Origin of the sequence: Enterobacter sp. JS8-1 (assembly GCF_049187015.1) — a bacterium.
GTDB lineage: Bacteria > Pseudomonadota > Gammaproteobacteria > Enterobacterales > Enterobacteriaceae > Enterobacter > Enterobacter mori.
Genome location: NZ_CP185805.1, coordinates 4,138,427 through 4,159,695, shown reverse-complemented (window position 1 = coordinate 4,159,695; position 21,269 = coordinate 4,138,427). Strand labels below are relative to the sequence as shown.

At 56.1% G+C, this 21,269-nt stretch carries 18 protein-coding genes; 16 read left to right on the top strand and 2 right to left on the bottom strand.

What is annotated here, in order from left to right; translation table 11 throughout:
- Positions 1 to 170 precede the first annotated feature (170 nt).
- Genes ACOQH0_RS19800 through ACOQH0_RS19790 form a run of 3 tightly spaced genes read left to right on the top strand, consistent with a single transcriptional unit; the run spans position 171 to position 12,043 of the window.
- Complete coding sequence (locus tag ACOQH0_RS19800) at positions 171 to 1,820, top strand: ShlB/FhaC/HecB family hemolysin secretion/activation protein (protein ID WP_421512379.1); 1,650 nt, start codon at positions 171 to 173, stop codon at positions 1,818 to 1,820.
- Positions 1,821 to 1,829: 9 nt separating this feature from the next.
- Positions 1,830 to 11,732, top strand: coding sequence for a hemagglutinin repeat-containing protein (locus ACOQH0_RS19795; RefSeq protein WP_421511064.1), 9,903 nt, complete (start codon positions 1,830 to 1,832; stop codon positions 11,730 to 11,732).
- On the top strand, positions 11,729 to 12,043 hold the full coding sequence (locus ACOQH0_RS19790; RefSeq protein WP_421511063.1) for a hypothetical protein: 315 nt from the start codon (positions 11,729 to 11,731) through the stop codon (positions 12,041 to 12,043). The genes ACOQH0_RS19795 and ACOQH0_RS19790 overlap by 4 nt, the downstream gene beginning before the upstream one ends.
- A 42-nt stretch (positions 12,044 to 12,085) precedes the next feature.
- Here ACOQH0_RS19790 and ACOQH0_RS19785 read toward each other — a convergent pair whose 3' ends face one another.
- Positions 12,086 to 12,541 carry a SymE family type I addiction module toxin gene (locus tag ACOQH0_RS19785; protein WP_421511062.1) on the bottom strand — a complete coding sequence of 152 codons (456 nt, stop codon included), beginning with the start codon at positions 12,539 to 12,541 and terminating at the stop codon, positions 12,086 to 12,088.
- A gap of 484 nt (positions 12,542 to 13,025) precedes the next feature.
- On the opposite strand from ACOQH0_RS19785, the gene ACOQH0_RS19780 reads away from it, so the two are divergent.
- A complete protein-coding gene (locus tag ACOQH0_RS19780; RefSeq protein ID WP_421511061.1) occupies positions 13,026 to 13,379 on the top strand; it encodes a DUF6911 family protein in 354 nt (117 codons plus the stop codon).
- Positions 13,380 to 13,938: 559 nt separating this feature from the next.
- The gene (locus ACOQH0_RS19775; protein ID WP_421511060.1) at positions 13,939 to 14,622 is read left to right on the top strand and encodes an outer membrane protein; all 684 of its coding nucleotides are present in this window, start codon (positions 13,939 to 13,941) and stop codon (positions 14,620 to 14,622) included.
- Between the two features lie 102 nt (positions 14,623 to 14,724).
- Here the strand turns inward: ACOQH0_RS19775 and ACOQH0_RS19770 are convergent, their stop codons facing one another.
- A complete protein-coding gene (locus ACOQH0_RS19770) occupies positions 14,725 to 15,300 on the bottom strand; it encodes a phage repressor protein CI (protein ID WP_421511059.1) in 576 nt (191 codons plus the stop codon).
- 227 nt (positions 15,301 to 15,527) lie between these two features.
- On the opposite strand from ACOQH0_RS19770, the gene ACOQH0_RS19765 reads away from it, so the two are divergent.
- The 11 genes from ACOQH0_RS19765 (at position 15,528) to ACOQH0_RS19715 (ending at position 21,196) form a co-directional block, all read left to right on the top strand.
- On the top strand, positions 15,528 to 15,866 hold the full coding sequence (locus ACOQH0_RS19765; protein ID WP_010435814.1) for a DUF5347 domain-containing protein: 339 nt from the start codon (positions 15,528 to 15,530) through the stop codon (positions 15,864 to 15,866).
- A 68-nt stretch (positions 15,867 to 15,934) separates the two neighbouring features.
- Positions 15,935 to 16,162 carry a DUF2732 family protein gene (locus ACOQH0_RS19760; protein WP_421511058.1) on the top strand — a complete coding sequence of 76 codons (228 nt, stop codon included), beginning with the start codon at positions 15,935 to 15,937 and terminating at the stop codon, positions 16,160 to 16,162.
- Positions 16,162 to 16,383 (top strand): TraR/DksA family transcriptional regulator, encoded by a 222-nt coding sequence (locus tag ACOQH0_RS19755; RefSeq protein WP_047347784.1) that lies wholly within the window; start codon positions 16,162 to 16,164, stop codon positions 16,381 to 16,383. Before ACOQH0_RS19760 ends, ACOQH0_RS19755 begins: the two co-directional genes overlap by 1 nt.
- A 1-nt stretch (position 16,384) precedes the next feature.
- Positions 16,385 to 18,574 (top strand): replication endonuclease, encoded by a 2,190-nt coding sequence (locus tag ACOQH0_RS19750; RefSeq protein ID WP_421511057.1) that lies wholly within the window; start codon positions 16,385 to 16,387, stop codon positions 18,572 to 18,574.
- A gap of 109 nt (positions 18,575 to 18,683) precedes the next feature.
- Positions 18,684 to 19,124, top strand: coding sequence for a DinI-like family protein (locus ACOQH0_RS19745; protein WP_089601086.1), 441 nt, complete (start codon positions 18,684 to 18,686; stop codon positions 19,122 to 19,124).
- A 178-nt stretch (positions 19,125 to 19,302) separates the two neighbouring features.
- Positions 19,303 to 19,506, top strand: coding sequence for a tail protein X (locus ACOQH0_RS19740; protein ID WP_010435799.1), 204 nt, complete (start codon positions 19,303 to 19,305; stop codon positions 19,504 to 19,506).
- Positions 19,497 to 19,718: an HP1 family phage holin gene (locus tag ACOQH0_RS19735; protein WP_006178624.1), complete on the top strand. Its 222-nt coding sequence runs from the start codon at positions 19,497 to 19,499 to the stop codon at positions 19,716 to 19,718. The genes ACOQH0_RS19740 and ACOQH0_RS19735 overlap by 10 nt, the downstream gene beginning before the upstream one ends.
- Positions 19,702 to 20,211 carry a lysozyme gene (locus tag ACOQH0_RS19730; RefSeq protein ID WP_029485203.1) on the top strand — a complete coding sequence of 170 codons (510 nt, stop codon included), beginning with the start codon at positions 19,702 to 19,704 and terminating at the stop codon, positions 20,209 to 20,211. The genes ACOQH0_RS19735 and ACOQH0_RS19730 overlap by 17 nt, the downstream gene beginning before the upstream one ends.
- On the top strand, positions 20,208 to 20,633 hold the full coding sequence (lysB, locus tag ACOQH0_RS19725) for an Rz-like lysis system protein LysB (protein ID WP_325827711.1): 426 nt from the start codon (positions 20,208 to 20,210) through the stop codon (positions 20,631 to 20,633). Before ACOQH0_RS19730 ends, lysB begins: the two co-directional genes overlap by 4 nt.
- Positions 20,521 to 20,766: an Rz1-like lysis system protein LysC gene (gene lysC / locus ACOQH0_RS19720; protein ID WP_089601092.1), complete on the top strand. Its 246-nt coding sequence runs from the start codon at positions 20,521 to 20,523 to the stop codon at positions 20,764 to 20,766. Before lysB ends, lysC begins: the two co-directional genes overlap by 113 nt.
- Complete coding sequence (locus ACOQH0_RS19715) at positions 20,729 to 21,196, top strand: phage tail protein (protein ID WP_421511056.1); 468 nt, start codon at positions 20,729 to 20,731, stop codon at positions 21,194 to 21,196. Before lysC ends, ACOQH0_RS19715 begins: the two co-directional genes overlap by 38 nt.
- Positions 21,197 to 21,269 lie beyond the last annotated feature (73 nt).

Below are 21,269 nucleotides of genomic sequence, written 5' to 3'. Positions count from 1 at the left end.
AGATATACCCCTGCAAAAATCTGAAAATGCGCCAGAAATATCCTTATTCTCTTTGCTGATATTTACACTATTTACTTTTTGAAATAAGTTGCTCGTTTTTTAACAGTCAAGTTTGAAAACGGACTTTAAGCGGAGAGTAAAGAGTGTTAGGGAAAACATCAGCATGCGCGCTGTTGGCGGCCATCCTGTTACTGGCGCCAGGGATCGCACTCGCCGCCCCGTTGTCACCGACCGACCGTAATACCATCCAGCAGCAACAGCAGCAGCTGCTGGATGAGAGCCAGCGTCAGCGTGAATCGCTGGAGCGCAGCGTGGTGGTACCGCGTCCCGTTCAGCCCGACAGTACCGCGACTCCACAAGGCCCCTGTTTTGCTATCTCGCGCATCGAACTGACGGGTGCCAACCTTCTGTCTCCGTTAGCTAAAGAACGGCTGGTTGCGCCGTGGCTGAATCAGTGCCTTGATATTGCTGGCTTAAATACCCTGACTAACGCCGTGTCTGACTGGTACATCAGCCGGGGTTATATCACCAGCCGCGCGTTTTTAACCGAGCAGGATCTCTCCGGCGGCGTGCTCCATCTTGCCGTGCTGGAAGGAAAGCTTCAGCACATTCGCCTCGAAGGTGTGCCGGACCGCACATTGAAAATAACCTTCCCCGGGCTTGAGGGGAAGATCCTTAACCTGCGCGATATCGAACAGGGCATGGAACAGCTCAACCGGGTACGTCAGCGGCCCGTTGAGATTGAAATTTTGCCCGGCGACAGGCAGGGCTACTCGGTGGTTAATCTGACCGCCACGCCAGAGTTCCCCCTTAGCGGCTCCGTCAGTTTTGATAACAGCGGGCAAAAGAGCACCGGGACCGGGCAGCTTACTGGCGCGTTGTACGGAAATAACCTGCTGGGTCTGGCGGATAAGTGGTTTATCAGCGGCGGGCGCAGCAGTGATTTTTCCAACAGCAAGGATGCTCAAAATTTTGCAGCAGGCGTCAGCATCCCTTACGGCTACGGACTGCTGGACTACAGCTACAGCTGGAGCAACTACCTCAGCACTATTGATAATAACGGCTACCTCTGGCGGTCGACGGGGGATACCGAAACGCACCGTCTGACGGGCTCCTGGGTATTGTTCCGCAATGGCGATATCAAAACCGGCGTGTCGGCGGGCATCACTCACCGCATCAACCGGAATTATCTCGATGATGTTTTGCTGGCCACCAGCAGCCGCAAACTCTCCAGTGTTTCATTAGGCATTAACCACACGCAAAAAATCGCCTCGGGCGTGGCGACCCTGAACCCAACCTTTACGCAGGGCGTGCCGTGGTTGGGTGCGGAAGACGATAACGACAAACAGGGTGATGTGCCAAAAGCCGAATTCCGCAAATGGAGCCTGAACGGCAGCTTTCAGCGTCCCGTGGCGGACAAACTCTGGTGGCTCACCAGCGTCTATTTTCAGTGGTCACCGGACAGGTTGTACGGCAGCGAGCGTCTGACGCTGGGCGGCGAAACGTCCGTTCGGGGCTTTAAGGAGCAGTACATCTCCGGGGATAACGGCGGCTACTGGCGAAACGAGCTGAACTGGTCGCTCTTTACGCTGCCGTGGGTCGGCGATGTTGGCGTACTTGCCGCAATTGACGGCGGCTGGCTGAAGAAGGACGGCCAGGATCGTTACGCCTCCGGCACGCTGTGGGGAACCGCGTTGGGGCTTACCGCGACGAATCGCGGGTACTCCAGCCAGTTTACCGTCGGCACACCGGTGGACTATCCGGACTGGCTGGCACCGGATCACCTCGTGATCTATTACCGTTTTTCAGTGGCTTTTTAAGGGACAGGGATGATGGAAAAGGATCAGGTTCGTTTTTCACAGCGTGCGCTTAGCGCGTTACTGAGCGTATTGCTGGCAACCCAGCCGCTGCTGCCTGCGGTGGCCGCCACGATCTCCCCGTCCGGAAATACGCAGATGGATAAGGCGGCCAACGGTGTTCCGGTCGTGAACATTGCTACGCCGAATCAGTCCGGTATTTCCCATAATAAATACCATGATTACAACGTCGGCAAAGAAGGGCTGATCCTGAATAACGCCACGGGACAGCTGAACCAGACCCAGCTTGGCGGGATTATCCAAAACAACCCCAACCTGAAAGCCGGGCAGGAAGCCAAGGGGATCATCAACGAAGTCACTGGCGCGAACCGCTCACATTTACAGGGCTACACCGAAGTGGCGGGCAAGGCGGCAAACGTTATTGTGGCGAACCCCTACGGTATCACCTGTAACGGCTGCGGATTTATCAATACGCCGAATGCGACGCTCACCACGGGGAAACCGGTGCTCGACGCCAGCGGGAAGCTGCAATCGCTTGATGTGACTAAAGGTGCGGTCACCATTGAGGGCGCCGGGCTGGATGGCAGCCAGAGTGATGCCGTATCGATTATTTCCCGCGCGACCGAGATCAATGCCCAGCTGCATGCGAAAGAGGTACGTGTGGTCGCCGGGGCGAACCGCGTCGCAGCAGACGGTAGCGTCAGCGCGTTGAAAGGAGAAGGTGACGCGCCGAAGGTGGCGGTAGACACGGGTGCGCTGGGCGGGATGTACGCCAACCGTATTCGTCTGGTGTCCAGCGAAACAGGCCTGGGGGTAAACCTGGGGGATCTTAACGCGCGTCAGGGCGATATTACGCTCAGCAGCGCGGGGAAAGTGGTGCTGAAAAACACGCTAGCCAGCGGCAGCACCCGCGTTTCTGCGAAAGAGGTGACGTTAACCGGCGACCATAAAGCAGGGGATAACCTCACAGTCTCCGGGCAGAGCGCCCTGACGCTCGACCAGGCCCATATCGCCGCCGAGAAAAATCTTCAGTTAGCGACCAACGGTACCCTCACGCAAAGCGGCGGCGCCTTCACTGCGGGAACCGACACCACGTTGACGGCAAACGCCCTCACCCAGAGTGCGGATGCCCAGGCCGGTGCCGGTCGTAACCTTGCCGTGAACGTGGCAGAAAACGCGGCGCTTAAGGGGAAAAACATCGCCGGGCAGGATGCCACGGTTAACGCGAAAACGCTGGAAACCGGGACGCAGCTGACCGCATCACGCCATATTTCGCTGGAGGCGTCGCAGCGTGCCGCGCTTAACGGCTCTGTCGTTGCGGGTCAGCAACTGTCGGTGAAAGGCGGTGAGCTGACGCAGCGCGGAAACGTCAGCGCCTCAGATATCTCGCTCAGCGGTCAGGCGCTGACTCAGGAGAGCAGCAGCAGAACCAGTGCCAGCGGGAATATCGCGCTCTTCACGTCCGGGAACACCCTGCTGAAAGGCAGTACCACGGCCGGAAAATCTCTTGTCATAAACACGGGGAACCTGATCAACAGCGGGACGCTGTCCGCGGGGACGGATGCCTCGTTGAAGACCGGGACATTCAGCAATACCGGCACCGTTCAGGGCAACAGCCTGGACGTTTCAGGAACCGACATCACCAGTTCCGGCACCCTGAAAAGCGCCTCCACGCTGGGTATCAACGCGCGCAACGCCACGCTGTCTGGTGACACCGGCGCGAAAGGTAAAACGACCGTTATCGCGAGCGGTAAGCTGGATAACAGCGGCGCGCTCGTCAGCGATGACACGCTGACGCTGAAGGCTGCACAGGTGACAAACAGCGGCACGCTTTCCGGTGCCAGAGGGCTTGCTGGCTCAGCAGACGCGTTCATCACCACCGAAAAGTCAGTAATCCACAGCGATGGCGATCTGGCGCTGAACAATACGGCTACCACTCTTGCAGGCGAAACCAGCGCGGGCGGCTCCGTGAGCGTTCGGGGTCACAGCCTGACGACCACGGCAACGGCACAGACGCAGGGTAACAGCGTCAGCGTGGACGTACAGAATGCGCAGCTTGATGGGACGCAGGCTGCGAAAGATGGGCTTATCCTGACAGCCACTGACGCTCTCAGTCACGGGGGAAAATCTTCTGCGTCAGTCCTGAAGATTGAAACCACTGATCTCAATAACAGGGGGACGCTGACGGCGTCTTCGCTCGCCATCAGCAGTCCTGCAGTCATTAACGGTGGTTTGATCCACGCGGGGCAGACGCTGTCACTGGTTACCCGTCTGCTGGATAACCGCAGCAGCGGCGTGCTGTACAGCCCGGCGGCACTCACCCTTTCAGTTGATGAGGTGAAAAACAGCGGCATTATCACCAGCGATGCCGGGCTCTCCCTTTCCGGTTCGCGCCTGTCCAACAGCGGTGAGCTGAGTGGCGCGTCACTCCTTGTTGATTACGACACGCTGAATAACAGCGCAGGAGGCCTGCTGCTGGCGCAGGGAGCAAACCGCATCACGGCACAATCGGTGTCCAGTGCAGGCAGTATCGTAGGGAACACGCTGACGCTGAATGCCGATCGCCTCGACAGTCGCGGTCTTTTGCAGGGTGATACCGCGTTATCCGTGACCGCCAGTGTGCTGGATTTAGCGGCAGGCTCGCGCACGCTTACGGGCGGGAACCTCACCTTTTCAGGCACCACGCTGACCACCGCAGGCCAGCTGCAGGGGCAGAATGTCAGTCTCCGCGGCCGCGACTGGAATAACAGCGGAAGTTCGCTGGCAACCGGCTCCTTTAATGCCTCCACCACCGGGACATTCAGCAATACCGGTGAACTGATGAGCCAGGGCGACATCACGCTGAATGCGGGCAATACCGTTAACAACGGCAATCTGTTATCGGCAGGCACGCTCTCGCTCACGGGGAATACGCTGCGCAACAGCGGAGCGGTTCAGGGGAACCGTGTCACCGCGCATCAGGACAGTATCACTAACAGCGGCACGCTCACCGGGATCGCCGCGCTGACGCTGGCTGCTCGTCTGGAGATGGCTGCACCGCTCCTCTCGCTGGTGAATGAAGCATCGGGATCGCTGCTGACGGCGGGTGAGTTGGCGGTGACGGCCGGTGACCTCAGTAACGCCGGGCAATGGCAGGGTAAACGGGTACTTATTCATGCGCAGGCGCTTACGAACGGCGGTGCGATCCAGGCGGCAGATGTACTGGATGCGCAGCTCGACAGCAATCTTATCAGTACGACGGGCAGCAAAATCACCTCAAACGGAGAACTGGCGCTCTCAGCACTGACGCTTGCAAACAGCGGGCAGTGGATAGCCAAGGATCTGACGCTGAAGGCGAATACGTTGACAAACAGCGGTGAAATCTCCGGGGTTGATGCGCTTTCCGCCTCGCTGAACCAGACGCTGTCCAACCAGGTCGGCGGGAAATTACTCACGGCTGGCATCCTGTCGATGAATGCCGGTAACGCGACGAACGCCGGACAGATTCAGGGTAAAACGACCGCAATCACAGCCGGGCAACTGATCAACAGCGGACGGCTTCAGGGTGAAGCGCTGACGCTGGATGTTTCCGGGGCGCTGAACAACACCGCTGGTGGCGTTCTGTTGAGCCAGAACGCGCTGAAGGCGTCGTCCGCCACGCTGAATAATCAGGGGACGGTGCAGGGCGGCGGTGAATCCACGGTGAAAGCCACCACCCGTTTACAGAATGACGGCAAAATTCTTTCCGGTGGAAAGCTCACGCTGGCCACGCCAGAGCTGGCAAACGGTAGCGGCGGCCTGGTTCAGGCCGTCACGCTGCTGCTGGATGTGGTGAATGCCGTGAATGGCGGAAATGTCCTGGCTACGGGCAGCGCTGAGTTGCGTGGCAGCTCGCTCGATAACCGCGGCACGCTTCAGGGTGCGGATTTGGGGGTGAAATACCGGAACATCACCAACAGAGGCACGGTGCTGGGTACTGCCTCGCTGACGGTAGCGGGTGACGCTCTCACCGATACCGTCAGCGGTAAACTCTACAGCGGGGGCAATCTGCTGCTCGATGTCGCCGACTTCAGCGGTCATGGTCAGGTGGTTTCCCTGGGCGACGCTACGCTGAAGCTGGTCAATGCTCTCGTGAACACCGGTACGCTGGCCGCAGGTAGAACGCTGTCGCTCTCCTCGCAAAACGCCATCACCAACAGCGGCGTTATCCAGGGCAATGCCATCGCCCTCAGCGCGGGCGGAGCATTCACGAACAGCGGTACGCTCACCACCGGTAACGGCAGCAGCACGTTCAATGCGCAGAATATTCTGCTCAACGCTACAGGTAGTCTCTCAGCAGGCGGTGACGTGGTCTTTAGCAGCCTGAGCGACATCACTGTTAATGGGTTTACCGGTACGGCAGGCAGCCTGACGATGAATGCTGTAGGCACCTTGCTCAATACCGCACTGATTTATGCTGCGAATAATATGCAGCTTTTCGCTGACCGTATCCATAACGTCTATGGCGATATTCTGGCAGGGAATAGCCTGTGGATGCAGAAAAATGCGGCGGGGGCGGCGAACAGTGAAGTAGTGAATAAATCTGGGAATATTGAGACACAGAAGGGTGATATTGCGATTAGGACCGCGCATTTATTGAATAAGCGGGATGGAAGCAATTCAAATACCCAGATAGTTGATTTGGAAAACCCTTCCTGGGTGGGGGAATCATCCTTTGTTGTAAGCCTTGATGATATGGATGAGGGGAGCTATTCCACAATAAAAAATCGCACGGATGTCTGGGTTGGAAGCTGTATGAGTTTTCCGACCTATCCAGGTGCGTGCAGCATGGATGAGCCTTTCTTTACCATCTCTTACCGGATTAATGATTCGGGTCAAACCAAACGTTTTGCTATTAAACGAACTGAGGTTGATGTAAGCAGTACTGGTCAGGCAGCGCGCATAGCATCAGCTAATAATCTAAATATCATTGCAAATTATCTCGACAATAGCGGTAGCAATATACTTGCTAATCGCGACATTAGCCTAAAAGGTGCGCAACTCAACAACCAAAGCTATCAGGCCAGTTCTGAGACTGAGTATCTTGTCTACACGGCATCAGCCATTAATGCCGGTGGTATAACCTATACACTGAGTGGACGTGAGGTCGAATCAGAAAATACCGCTAACGTTGTTAGGGCAGTAATACAGGCTGGCGGCAATGTCTCTGCTACCTTCACTGACGACATCAGCAACACGCTCGTCACCGCGAACACGGACGGCTTTAGCAATACGATTGCCGCCCCTACGCTGACCCCACTCAGCAACCAGTCCATCGCCAACGGCGAGCAGGCGCAGTCTCTTGTCGAAGCAGATGCGCAGGACATCACCACGCCGCAATGGCGTGATGCGCTGAGCGACGCCCTGAAAGATATCTCCGGCGGTTCATCACTTTCCGACCAAAATGGTAGCAGTGGAAATTATCCACTGCCGTCCGGTGATAACGGTTACTTCGTGCCATCTACCGACCCCGATAGCCCGTATCTGATAACGGTGAACCCTAAGCTTGATGGCCTCGGGAAGGTGGACAACAGCCTGTTTGATGGACTCTATGGCATGCTCGGCATCAAGCCTGGCGATGCACCGCGTGAGACCAACAGTGCTTACACCGATCGGAACCAGTTCCTTGGCTCGGCGTACTTCCTCGACCGTCTGGGGTTGAACCCGGATCGCGATTACCGTTTCCTCGGCGACGCGGCATTCGATACCCGTTACGTCAGCAACGCCATTCTGAACCAGACTGGCAGCCGGTATATCAACGGCATCGGTTCCGATCTCGACCAGATGCGCTATCTGATGGACAGCGCCGCAGAGCAGCAGAAAACGCTGGGACTGAAATTCGGCGTGGCGCTGACGGCGGCGCAGGTTGCCGCGCTTGACCACAGCCTGCTGTGGTGGGAAGCGGCGACCATTAACGGCCAGACGGTGATGGTCCCGAAAGTTTATCTGTCACCGAAGGATGTCACCGTTCACAGCGGCAGCGTGATTAGCGGTAATAACGTGCAGCTGGCGGGCGGCAACGTCACCAACAGCGGCAGCACCATCACGGCGCAGAATGCCCTGTCCATCGACAGCAGCAACAGCATCAGCAACCTCAACGCCGGGCTCATCAGCGCGGGCGGCGGGCTGAACCTGAGCGCGCTGGGGGATATCAACAACATCGGCTCCACCATCAGCGGTAAAACCGTCGGGCTTGAGAGCGTTTCCGGCAGTATCAACAACATCACCAACACCCGGAAGTGGAATGTTGACGCGGGGAACGTGCATTTTGGCGGTACGGATGTGGGCAAAACGGCATCCATCACCGCGACAGACGGGCTGGTGATGCGTGCCGGACAGGATATCAACGTGACGGGCGCAAACGTGTCGGCGGGCGGTAGCCTGGGCATGGCGGCAGGGAACGATATCAACATCACCGCCAACGAGATGGCGACGAGCGAGGGACGTTCCGGGCACAACCGCACGACAACGGAGATGGCGTCGGTCACGCATCAGGGCAGCACGCTGACCGCAGGCGGCGACCTCACCCTGCAGGCGGGTAACGACGTGAATGCCCGTGCGGCGGCGATGGCGGCAGAAGGGGATGTGGGCATTCAGGCCGGACGCGACGTGAACCTGCTGGCAGAAGCCACCACCACGCGTAGCAGCAGCCAGGGCGGTAAGAAAACCGTTATCGATGAGTCCGTACGCCAGCAGGGTACGGCAATCGCCAGCGGCGGTAATACGGTCATTCTTGCCGGGCGGGACGTGACCGCACAGGCGGCAGAGGTGACAGCGCAGGGTGATATCGGCGTGGCGGCAGGGCGCGACGTGAACCTGACCACGGCGACGGAAAGTGACTACCACTTTAAGGAAGAAACCAAAACCAAAAAAGGGTTCCTCAGCAAGAAGACCACCCACACCATTGAGGAAGACAGCGCGACGAGGGAGAAGGGCTCGCTGCTGAGCGGCGACAACGTGACGGTGTCGGCGGGGAACAACCTGCGGGTGTCAGGCTCGGCGGTGGCGGGTGACGGAGACGTTGCGCTGTCGGCGGGCAACAATGTGGATATCGTGGCGGCCACCAACACCGACACCTCCTGGCGCTTTAAGGAGACCAAAAAGTCCGGTCTGATGGGTACGGGCGGTATCGGCTTCACCATCGGCAGCAGCAAAACCACCCACGACCTGCGGGAACAGGGCACGACGCAGAGTGAAAGCTTCAGCACGGTCGGCTCGACGGGCGGCAGCGTCAGCATTACGGCGGGCAAACAGGCGCATATTGGCGGGGCGGATATCATCGCGCAGAAGGATATCAGCCTGACCGGCGACAGCGTGGTAATTGAGCCGGGGCACGACAAGCGTACCCGCGATGAGACGTTCGAGCAGAAGAGCAGCGGGCTGACGGTGGCGCTGTCGGGGGCGGCGGGGAGCGCGGTGAACAGTGCGGTGCAGACGGCGCGGGATGCAAAAGGCGAAAGCGATGACCGCCTTGCGGCGCTGAAGGTCACCAAAGCGGCGCTGTCAGGTGTGCAGGCGTCGCAGGGTGCGGAAATGGCGCAGATTAATGGCGATCCCAACAGCGGTATCGGCGTAAGCGTTTCGCTCTCCTCGCAGAAATCGAAATCCGAACAGCACATGCAGAGTGACACGGTTGCGGGCAGTACGCTGAATGCGGGGAATAATCTGTCCATCACCGCGACCGGAAAGGGGAAAGACGATAACAGCGGCGACATTCTTATCGGTGGCAGCCAGCTGAAGGCGGGCGGCGACACCGCGCTTGTCGCTGCGAACGATATTGTGCTGGGCGGTGCAGCCAGCACACAGCAGACGACCGGCAAGAACAGCAGCAGCGGTGGCGGTGCGGGCGTCAGCATTGGCGGCGGGAAGAGCGGTTACGGCATCAGTGTTTTTGCCAATGGAAACGCGTCGAAAGGTCACGAAAAGGGCGACGGTACGGCGTGGACGGAAACGACGCTGGACAGCGGCGGGACGGTCAGCCTGACCAGCGGGCGGGACGCCATTCTGAGCGGTGCGCAGGTGAGCGGCGATAAAATCGTTGCGGATATCGGACGTGACCTGTGGATGAGCAGCCAGCAGGACAGCAACGATTATAAATCGACGCAGAACAGCGCGGCGGCAGGCGGCAGCTTCTCTTTCGGCAGCATGACGGGATCCGGCTACATCAGCGCCAGCCAGGACAAAATGAAGAGCACGTATGACTCGGTGCAGGAGCAGACAGGGCTCTTCGCGGGTGAAGGCGGCTTTGATGTGACGGTGGGACGCCACACGCAGCTTGACGGCGCGGTGATTGCCTCGACGGCGACGGCGGACAAAAACAGTCTGGACACGGGAACGCTGGGCTTCCGTGATATCCACAACGAGGCGGATTATAAGGTCAGCCACAGCGGCGTCAGCCTGAGCGGCGGCGGCGACTTTGGCGGCGACGCATTCAAGGGCAACCTGCCGGGTGGGGTGGTATCGGCAGCGGGCAGCAGCGGTCATGCGGAAGGCACGACGCAGGCGGCAGTGGGCGAGGGTAACATCACCATCCGTGATACCGCGAACCAGCAGCAGGATGTGGCTAACCTGAGCCGGGATACGGAGCATGCGAACGACAGCATCAGCCCGATATTTGACAAGGAGAAGGAGCAGCAGCGTCTTGCGCAGGCGAGCGCCATCAGCGATATCGGCGGACAGGTGGCAGACATCGCCAGAACGCAGGGCGAGCTTAATGCGCTGGAGGAGGCGCGTAAGACGCACCCTGACCTGACGGTTGAGCAACTGAAAAAGACGCCGGAGTACCGGGACGAACAGGCGAAGTACGGCACGGGCAGTGATATCCAGCGGGGTATCCAGGCGGCGACAGCGGCGCTTCAGGGGCTGGCGGGGGGAGATATTACCGGTGCACTGGCTGGGGCATCGGCACCGGAACTGGCGCATCTGCTGAAATCAACCGAGGGTAATCCGGCGGTCAACACCATCGCGCACGCGATACTGGGCGGCGCGGTTGCGGCCCTGCAGGGGAACAGTGCAGCGGCGGGTGCGGCCGGTGCGGCGACGGGTGAGCTTGCGGCGCGTGCCATTATGACGGCGATGTATCCGGGTAAAGCGGTCAGTGACCTGAGCGAGGAGCAGAAGCAGACGGTCAGCACGCTGGCAACGATATCGGCGGGGATGGCCGGAGGGATAGCGGGAGACAGTACGGCTTCAGCAGCTGCGGGGGCGCAGGGCGGGAAGAATGCGGCGGAATCGAATGCACTTAGCCCGAATGACTTCGGTAAAGGTCTTGCTGATTCGGCCCAGTCGGCAACATCCTGGGTTAAATATGCTCAGGACAATAATCTTTCACCGGAACAGGTACAGGCCGGACTGACGGATATAGTGCGTGGTGACTTACCGGAAAGTGCTGATATTATCAAGGCTATCCTGAGTAATAACCCTGGCTCAGATACCGTGATGGCGTTGCTTACGGCGGAAGAAGCGAAGGATTATGCGCTGGCTCTGCTGACGTCGATCCCGGCGGAAAAAGCTTTATTACTGGCGGGTAAAGCCGCGAAGGTCATTGATAACAAGATATTGATCAGCGCAGCGGAGAAGATCTCGACGGCGAAACCAGGTAAACAATTTACAGCACCGAGGGATTTGAATGAACAAATTGTATGGAAACAAGTGCAGGAAAACCCAGCAGGCGGTCAAATATTACCTGGGATGAACAAAGATCCGCGTTTCCCTGCAAGTGCAGGATTCCAAAAAATGCAGGTAGTCCAGAAAAATGCTAAGGGAGAATCAATCACTATTCATTATCAGTACAACTATAATACTGGCAAAGCCTATGATATGAAAATTGATACCCCACAAAGAGCTAATCCTAACCCGGCAGATGTAATAGAAAATATTAAAGGGCTGATTAAATGAAAGTAAAAGAGAGAGATGGAACGGTAATAAATGTTTTTGCTATTTATTGGCTTAGAGATGAGACGCTATTCTTGGGGTTCCCCAAGAATTATGGAGGATTGCTCGCTTATAATTCGAGAAATGTCGAGATAGTTGATTCCACACTACATGGTAAATTTGAGTATTTCTCAACCCATATAAATGGTCTTTATCACTGGGCTCTAATTAAAGAGTTTTTATTAGACGATATATTAGAGCGAGATGAAACTGCCTACAAACGTTTTCTCGAGATACTGAAAACAGAAGGTCTTGTAGATCAAGATTTTTATTAATCGTCATAGATCCCGGCCGCTGGCCGGGATCTTTTTTAACTTTCATTTATCCCGTTTAATCACCGGCACATCCCCCAAATCATTCAGCGCTCCCGGAAACGTCTTCAACCACTGCGCCACTTTCTTTTTATTAATATTCACCACACTCATACCTTCAAGACATCCCCATAACTCACGTGTATGTTGCGGCGTAATGACAATACAATCCTTCATGACCCGGGTTTTGACTGGCATCCCATTGATAAAACCTGCATTTGTGAGCCACTTGCCGCTAAGGGGAAGGTATTGACAGTCCACCCGTGAATAAAGCTCACAACAGGCAGAACTGTCATCCTGCGTTTCCGCACGGGGATGAATGGGGGCAGCATCAGTCCGGTTTCCGTGCAAACGGCGAATATCATTTTTGCGTATCAGATCGCGGTTTTCGGTAATACTGTTAAAAGCGTCTGATTCTGTTTTGAAAACAGTAAACTCTGGCTTAAAATTCGTCTCAGCCATATTCAACTCCGTATAAGTTGCTTTGTGGTTAGTGGCATGGAGGTGGTGGTACACCTTCATGCTGCGTTCTTTAATTATCTGAAAAATTATATCTTGTTAACGCTTCCTTTACTGTGAAGTGATTTTCTTTGCGTTGATTATACCGGACTGTATAAAAATTCAGTATCTGGTAGGGAGAAAATTTTGAGAATTGCGAAGTGGCTTCAGAAAATATCCCTGAACAATATTTTTGAATAAATGATCAGTGTCTCCGCGCTGGAATCTCTTTTTCAACCGTAACATTCGCCCCATTACCAGTTGTCGCGCTTGTTCGCAGGTGTCATTCAAAACACCCTGTCATCCATTCTCCCGCTTTACCATAAAATTCCTAAAATCTGTAATTTTCAAGCGTCATCACTTGATCTTTCTTCATCCTGCTCTTGATTATTTATCTTCCATGTTAAAATGCCAGGAGAACAACTTTGTTAAAGGATGAATGATGAATATGAAGCTTTTCCTGTTTTGCGAAGATACTGGTTTCAGTAAAAAGGATTGTCCTTTGTGGGCTGATATCTGTGATGCGCTTCATACGCTCAGGACTCATACTGGAAGCGTAAATATTAAATATTTTGATAATCAAAAAACGCTCAGCATTCATTCAGATGGTATGCATTTCTTACTTTCATTAATTGAATGTATGGACGATGAAATAAAAATAAAAAATATCCAAAATGCCTGTTTTTCAAGGGTGGAGAGTCCTGTATTACCTGTTTCCTGGAGTCGCTCTCATGAAGTGACAAATGATTTCGATTTTGTCACTGAGGTGACCAGGGAATTTTTCATTACGGGACAGGCTTAGTGTTTTCTGCATAGAAAACAACTCGGTTATATCAGGTTATCTAATCTCGTTTGTATGACTTCACGGCATTATGAATAATGCACAGTAGGTGATAGTCATGTATTAATTGATACGGTAAAACTGCATTATCTCACCCTCCTCAAAAATGCTGACGGGCTGTACTTTTTCGGGCATTAAACGCCACTTCCCTGAGCTCAGGGGGGGCTGCAATGGTCTTTCTCAACCAACATCAAAAAAACATCATGGCGGGTGAACCGAATAACGATAGATAGCCTGAGCGTGCCGGAAAATACCACGCTGGATGTGACGGAACTGTAAACGGTTCCGACCGATGGCGCGATTGTCCTGCTGCGTTTTCCCCAACCAATAAATAATTGAAAGTAAAAAGATCGGGATAAAAATCGAGACAAATCCCTACGTAAAATTACCAGGTTAAACGCGTATTCATCCTAATAGTTTGCCCTTTCGGGACTGCCTATGATTCGTCTCACTGAGTGTGTTTTCCTGGCATCGGCGAACGAGGGTTCGACGAGCGGAATAATTTTTCAACGGAGTGTAGATGAAGATGAAAGCTATTGTAGTCGCCCTGCCGATCGCGATAATCCCTATGACCGTTCTGGCGGCAAATACCGAGGAAGGGTATTACGGTTCGGCAAAATACCTGCAAATTGAACAGCGTGCGAAAGAGATGGATACCAGCGCGCGCCCGGGTGTCGGGCAGTTCGTCGGTGGTAAAGAGAAAGAGCATTTTGGCGGCGCGGCGATTGCTGCGGGCTATCAGTTTGGTAACGGTTGGCGCACCGAAGGTGAATATACCTTTAAGCAGAAAACGGAATACACCAGCGGTTCCAGCACGTTCGCCAACAGCTATAACCACCTGCAGACTGAAACCGAGCGTCTGATGCTCAACGTGTATCGCGATTATGAGCTGGGTTACGGTGTTTCCGTGTACGGTACCGCAGGGCTAGGCGTGAGTAAGATCAAAGCGGGCGGCTGGCAGGGTAATGCAGGTCGTGAATATGCGTCTACCACCCAAAGCAATTTGACCTACGCGTTAGGCGCGGGTGTAAGCTACACGCCGGTAGAGCGTCTGTATGTCGATCTGGGCTATCGCTATATTGATATGGGCAAGATCGAAAGCGGATATAACAACTTCACTAATGCGCGTGGCTTAAAAGACGAACAGATGAAAGCACACATCGTCTCTAATGAATTTACCCTTGGCATGCGTTATGTCTTTTAACCTGTTGTAAGCGTCACTGCCTTAAAAACAGGGCCAACGCCGCGGAAGTGCGGGGTTGGCTTTTTTTATTGCGAGCATATGTTTTTGATTACCCGCACGCCATCAGCTCACCTCGCTGTAAATCCCCACCACACGACCCACCGTTTTAATCTCGTCGATACCGCATTCAAAGGGAATCTTTCCACCCGCAACGTGGAGTTTTTTGCCCGGCAGCAGCGTCAAATCGCGGATGCTGGTGGTGCCTTCAATCTCAACCAGCCACAGACCGTCGGTTAACGACGCCTCTTTTTCGATAAAGTGCAGTTTTCCCTCCGCCCGAACGGCGATGCCACGTGCCAGCGGTTTGCTAAAGAAAGTTGAGTCGATACTCAAAATAGTATTTTCTTCCAGTCTTCCATCACTAAGGGTGAATGCAGAAACCGAAACGGGATCGTCCGCCGCGGGGCTACCTTCAAACTGCGCACCTTGTCCGGTCATCAGCCAGCGAAGGCTGGCACCAGTGTCCAGCGCACACTGAACCGCAAAGTCGTAAGAGACGGTACCGCGCGCGTAGCGGTTCTGAAGCGAGCTGGCGGCGATATGAAAGTGACGGGCCAGCTGGATTTTCTGCGTGAAACCATATACCTGACAGATTCTATCGAGTAACTCTTCATTATTCACTTGAGAATCTAGTATCAAAATATATTCCTTTGGGTGTTTACTAATACTCACTTGGGTATTAATATCATTACAAATTCGGGCAATCAGCGGCAGGCGTTGGCAAACAGAGGCTAATGATTGCAGACAGTATCAAAATGGGAATCATGCAGCATGGCTTCTGAAATCGCAATCCTCAAACGGCGGAAAAAGCCGTGCTGTGCCCGTTATCAGCGCATTAGCGTGCGTGAATTTACGCGAGGGGTGATATGGCGATAGAAGCTGCCCGTGCGAGGGTTCCACTTAGCGTGGGGGCTCGTCTTAGCGGGCTTAACCACGTCGCTGAACTGCGCGCCCGATACGGGAGCGATAGCGGAAAAGAGCTGGCGCGGTTTATGGCCGAGCTGCGCGATAAGCGCGATCCCTGTTTTGAGGAGAACTGCAGGGCGCTGGCCGCCATCTTTTTCCTGGCGAGATTGCCCGTCGCCCGCCACGAGTGCGATATCAGCGAGCTGACGACTGAGGAGAAACGGGCGCTGATTACCGCCATGAACCATTTTCGTGCTGTTGTGAGTTTATTTCCTGAACGGCTGACCATGCCGATGTAACCCAACCCAAAAACGAATGGCGTAAACCCGCCGGGCACCCTATTGCCTGAAATTAAGGAGAACGCGTGATGCGAAACAGTGAAAACCGCTCTTATCCACTCGGAAGTGAAGAACTGAAACGCCTGCTGAAGGAGGCAAAAACAGAGGAACGATGCGCGCGAGCCCGTGCGGTCTCCCTGCGCCTGGAGGCGCTGGCAAGCCATATCTTTAAAACCGGCATGAGCGGAGAAGACGTTGCCGAACTGCTGTGCCTCGAAGCGGCCCGCAACGAGCGTGAATCACAGGAGCTGCACTGATGGCCGATTTTATCGATCTTGCGCAGGCGCGCGAGCAGGAAGACAGAGAGCGGCACATTAATCACGCCCGCAGACGGCCCGCATCACCTTCGCGTTTCCTCTGCGAGGACTGCGAGGCCCCGATACCCGAAGCGCGCCGCATGGCGGTACCCGGCGTGGCGCTGTGCGTCACCTGCCAGGAGATCGCGGAGATGAAAAATAAACACGTCCGGGGAGGATGAGTTGGCTACGTCATTTGCGTATCCGTGGAACGCTCCGCGGTCGGCCGTTGTCAGCCCCTACCTTACCCATGCCCAGTTGCAGCGCCGCGATCGCCTTTTCGCGGCGCTGCAGCAGGCAAGAATTGCCCTCTCACAGCAGCCTGACTGCGTGCGCGTTGACGTCTGGCGCACGGTCGATGCTCTCGAACAGCGTCGGGGCAGCCCGCAGGCCAATGCCTTTTTGATCCGCTTCTGCAACAGGATACTGCCCCGCCTGCGGCAGGTTTCTGAACGCTATGCCTGCGCGGGCCTGCACGACGCGGTCTCCCGGGCCGTATTTGAAGGCCATTTCGACACCCGACTTCTGCAATACCTTGCCTCGCGGATGGTCGAGCTGGTTGCCCGCTATAACCGACTTCCCGATATGTCCCGCGCGGATATCGACCTGCTGGCCGCCGATATCGCCAGCTTTATTCGCGGCGAGCTGGCGAATATTAACGATGCTGACATGGGTGAATACCAGACGCTGTACGTCTGGTATCAGCGCGCCGGACTGATCGCACGGCAGTTTAACGTATCGCCCCCGCACTGGGAGCGGGTGTCGACGACGTTTTTCAACAAAGATGATGTTGCCGCGGCGGTGATCCGCCTGTTTTCCGAGGCGTGGTGGCGCGGGCGATTGCGTCGGATCGCGGCCTCCTGGCGCGAGCATGTGCAGATTGCCCTCGGCAACGTCAGCAAAAAGAGAACGGCGTATGCGAGCAAGCGCTGCGTGACGGAATGGCGCGAGCAGAAGCGCCGCACCCGCGAATTTCTCAAGGGCATGGAGCTGGAAGATGAAGAGGGCAATCGCATCAGCCTGATTGATAAATACGACAGCTCGGTAGCCAATCCGGCGATACGTCGCTGTGAACTGATGACCCGCATTCGCGGCTTCGAAAACATCTGCCAGGCGCTGGGCTATGTGGGCGAGTTCTATACGTTAACCGCGCCCGCGCGGTATCACGCGACCGTGAGCGCGGGCTACCCCAACGCGAAGTGGGACGGGGCCAGCCCGGCGGATACGCAACGCTACTTCACGCGGCTGTGGGCGCGCATTCGCGCAAAGCTGCACCGGGAGGGGCGGCGCATTTTTGGTATCCGCGTTGCGGAACCCCATCACGACGGTACGCCCCACTGGCACATGCTGATGTTTATGCTGCCGGAAGATGTCGAATGTGTACGCCAGATTATAGGGGACTACGCGCGGGAGGAGGATGCCGCTGAGCTGCAGAGTGAAAGCGCCGCACGGGTGCGCTTTCACGCGGACGCCATCGATCCGCAAAAAGGCAGTGCTACTGGCTATATCGCCAAATACATCTCAAAGAACATCGACGGCTATGCGCTGGATGGCGAAACCGATAACGAAAGCGGCGGGTTGCTGAAGGAGACGGCGTGCGCCGTATCGGCCTGGGCAGGGCGCTGGCACATTCGCCAGTTTCAGTTCATCGGCGGCGCGCCGGTAACGGTCTACCGCGAGCTGCGTCGACTGACGGACACCGAGGCCGCGCGCGGTCTGAGCGTGGAGTTTGCAGCCGTCCATGACGCGGCGGACGCCGGGGACTGGGCGGGTTACGTCACCGCACAGGGCGGGCCGTTTGTGCGTCGCGATGATTTGCAGGTGCGCATGCTGTATGAACCGCGCGCCGAATTTAACCAGTACGGCGAGGAGACCGTTCGCATCCGCGGCGTGTACGATTCCGCCGTCGGTGCGGGCAGCCCGGTGTTGACCCGGCTCACGCAGTGGAAAATTGTGCCGAAGCGGGCCGTGGACCTTCAGGTTGCGCCTGCACCTCCTCGGAGTTCTGTCATTAACTGTACGGTGAGCGATCCCTCTCAACCCCTTAACCGGCGTGCGCGACGGGCATTAACCGAGCGCATCAAACGCATCCGGCCCGGCGCATCGGCACCCTTTGTCTATGAGCGGGATCCGCAGAACGGGGTTCCGGAGAGGGTGATTGACGAGATCCGGCTCGCCACCGGAATCGCCATCAGCCGGGGAGAGGCCCTGCATCTTATGGCGGGCGGCGTCAGCCGCTTTAACGACAAATGGTGCAGAGGCGCCGCTGACGGTTCGCTCTTTCCGGCAGCGCGTTCTTATCAGGCAAAGGCGCGGAAAATCCTTGAACGTATTGGGCATTTAACGGGCCTGCTCACCCAACGGGAACGCTAATCTCCATCGATATCATGTACATACCGCAAGGCATTCTGATTTTTCGCTTCACTCTTTTTATGAATACGTGCTACTGTATGTTTATACAGTATCTCGTGGTGGAGGTTGTGTGGACAGAGAGTTGAATGAGCAAGTCATGATTGAACGAGTCGAGATGATTGCGCGACTGACGACAGAAGGAACCTGTCAGGAGAGAGATCGTGAGATTGCCCTGAATTTAATTGCTGAGATTGCGAGAGGGAATTTAATCAAAAACAATGCGTTTACCGTTGTTTTCTCGGCATCGCCTGTTCCAGAACGAATCAAAAAAGAAAGCAATGTGCGGGTGAATATCACGCTGGATAAAGATCAGCACGTTGGCCCGTCCATCGTGGCGGCATTCCAGTGCGAACTCACCCGCAGGATTAGGCCCCTGTTCCCGTCAACGCGGGTGACGGTGAAAGAAGGCTCCATGACCGGCGTTGAGCTGCTGGGCGTTGACGGCGAGGCCGAACGCGAAGCACTGGACACCATTCTCCGCGAAGTCTGGGAAGACGAGAGCTGGCGCTAGCCTCAGCCTCTTATACCGGCACGACGCGCTTCATTCAGATTTTGTGCTCGCCAGGCGGCCGCTCGCGGCTCGCGGACGGCCTGTTGTGTCCGCGATTGTCCATCCGCCAGCGCTAGCGGAAAGGGCGCTGGCTCTGGAAACTCTACCGTACCTGGTAATCCGGATGTTGGAGCGTCTGATGAAGATCTATGCAATGCAGGGCGATACGCTTGATGCCATCTGTGCCCGTTATTACGGGCGCACGGCAGGCGTCGTCGAAACCGTTCTGAAAGCCAATCCTGGCCTCGCTGAGTACGGCGTTGTTCTGCCTCATGGCTGCGAAATAGACATGCCTGAGGTGGATAGCGCACCCAGAAAAGAAACCGTGAACCTATGGGACTGAGTCTGGAGAAAATCACCACGTTTATTGCCTACTGGCTGGCCGTGGCGTTGGCCTGGTTTGGGGCGATGTCTCCTGAGAAAGTCGCGCTCTACGTGGGAAGTCTCTGCGCCATTTTTACCGCGCTGACGAATTACTGGTTTAAGCGAAAAACCTGGCGCTATCTCAAATCGTTAGGCCTCGATAAGAAGAGCATTCGTGAACTCAATCATTAAGCGTTGCAGCATCGCCAGCGTGCTTGCGCTGGCGGTGCTCATGCCGGACTTTCGGCTACTGAAAACCTCGCCCGAAGGGCTGGCGCTGATCGCCGATCTCGAAGGGTGTCGTCTGTCGCCCTACCGGTGTAGCGCGGGCGTATGGACGTCAGGCATTGGCCACACGGCCGGTGTCGTGCCGACGAGAGACATTACCGAACGTGACGCGGCGGCGAACCTGATTGCCGACGTCATGAAGGTTGAGAAACGGCTTGCCGCCTGCGCACCGGTGGAGATGCCGCCCCGTGTCTATGATGCGCTGGTCAGTTTTGCCTTTAACGTGGGAACCGGAGCCGCCTGCCGTTCGACGCTGGTGTCGTTGATAAATCGCAAGGAGTGGCCGCAGGCGTGCGGTGAGCTGACCCGCTGGGTGTACGTCAACGGGAACAAAAACGCTGGGCTTGAAAACCGTCGCGCCCGTGAAAAGGCCTGGTGTCTGAAGGAGGGCCGATGAGAACGCTTCTTCTGATGCTGGCCGCGCTGGTGGCCATGACCCTGTGGTATCGACATGACAATCAGAACCTGTCCCGCTCCCTGACCAAAACCAACCAGATCGTCCGCGAACAAAAAAGCGCGATCAACACGCTGAACCAACAGCTTAACGTCTCGCAGCGGCTGGCCAGAGAAAATGAAAACGCGCAGGTCAGGCTCCGCGATGAGCTTGCCGCTGCCGGAGAAACGTTGGCCAGACGCGAAGTGGCCATTGGGAAGTTGATAAATGAAAATGAAGAGTTACGCCGCTGGTATACCGCTCAGCTGCCTGATGCTGTCCGCAGGCTGCACGTCCGCGCCGCCTGCGCCTCCGCCGCACATTGTTTACCACGCTTGCCCGAAGGTGAGCCTCTGCCCGATGCCGGCAAGCGAGCCCGCCACTAACGGCGATCTGAGTGCCGATATTCGCAGGCTTGAGCATGCCCTTACTGCCTGCGCGTTGCAGGTTGAAACCATTAAAGACTGTCAGGATACACGCGATGCACAAACTCAAAAGCCTGCGTCAGGCCTTAATTGACGCTGTTCCACAACTGCGCGCAAACCCGGAGCGCCTGGCGATGTCCGTCGGGAGCGGGAATATCGATGCACGCCTGGCGTCCTCGCTCTCGTTTGAAAAGAAATATGAGCTGAAGGCGAAAGTCAGCGGTTTTTCCGGCGACAGCGAGGGCATTTTTGTTCCGGTGCTGGCCTGGCTTCGGGAAAACCAGCCGGACATGTTTACCCTCGAACAGGGGCAAAAAAATGGCTTTCTCTTTCAGGTCGCCTTAAATGACGATGAAACGGCAGAGATCGGCTTTAGCCTGCAGCTGACCGAGCGCATTCTGGTTTCCCAGGAGGAGGGGACCTTGCTCGCCACCTATTCCCCGGAGCCGCCGCTGCCGGAACCCGTCACGCGCCCGATGGAGCTGTACATCAACGGTGAGCTGGTGAGCCGCTGGGAGGTGTGACTGCGCTGATGGCCAGCCCGCAGCCCTGTTGGCTGGCCAGTCGGCAATACTGCTTGTTGTTTCATCCCGCATC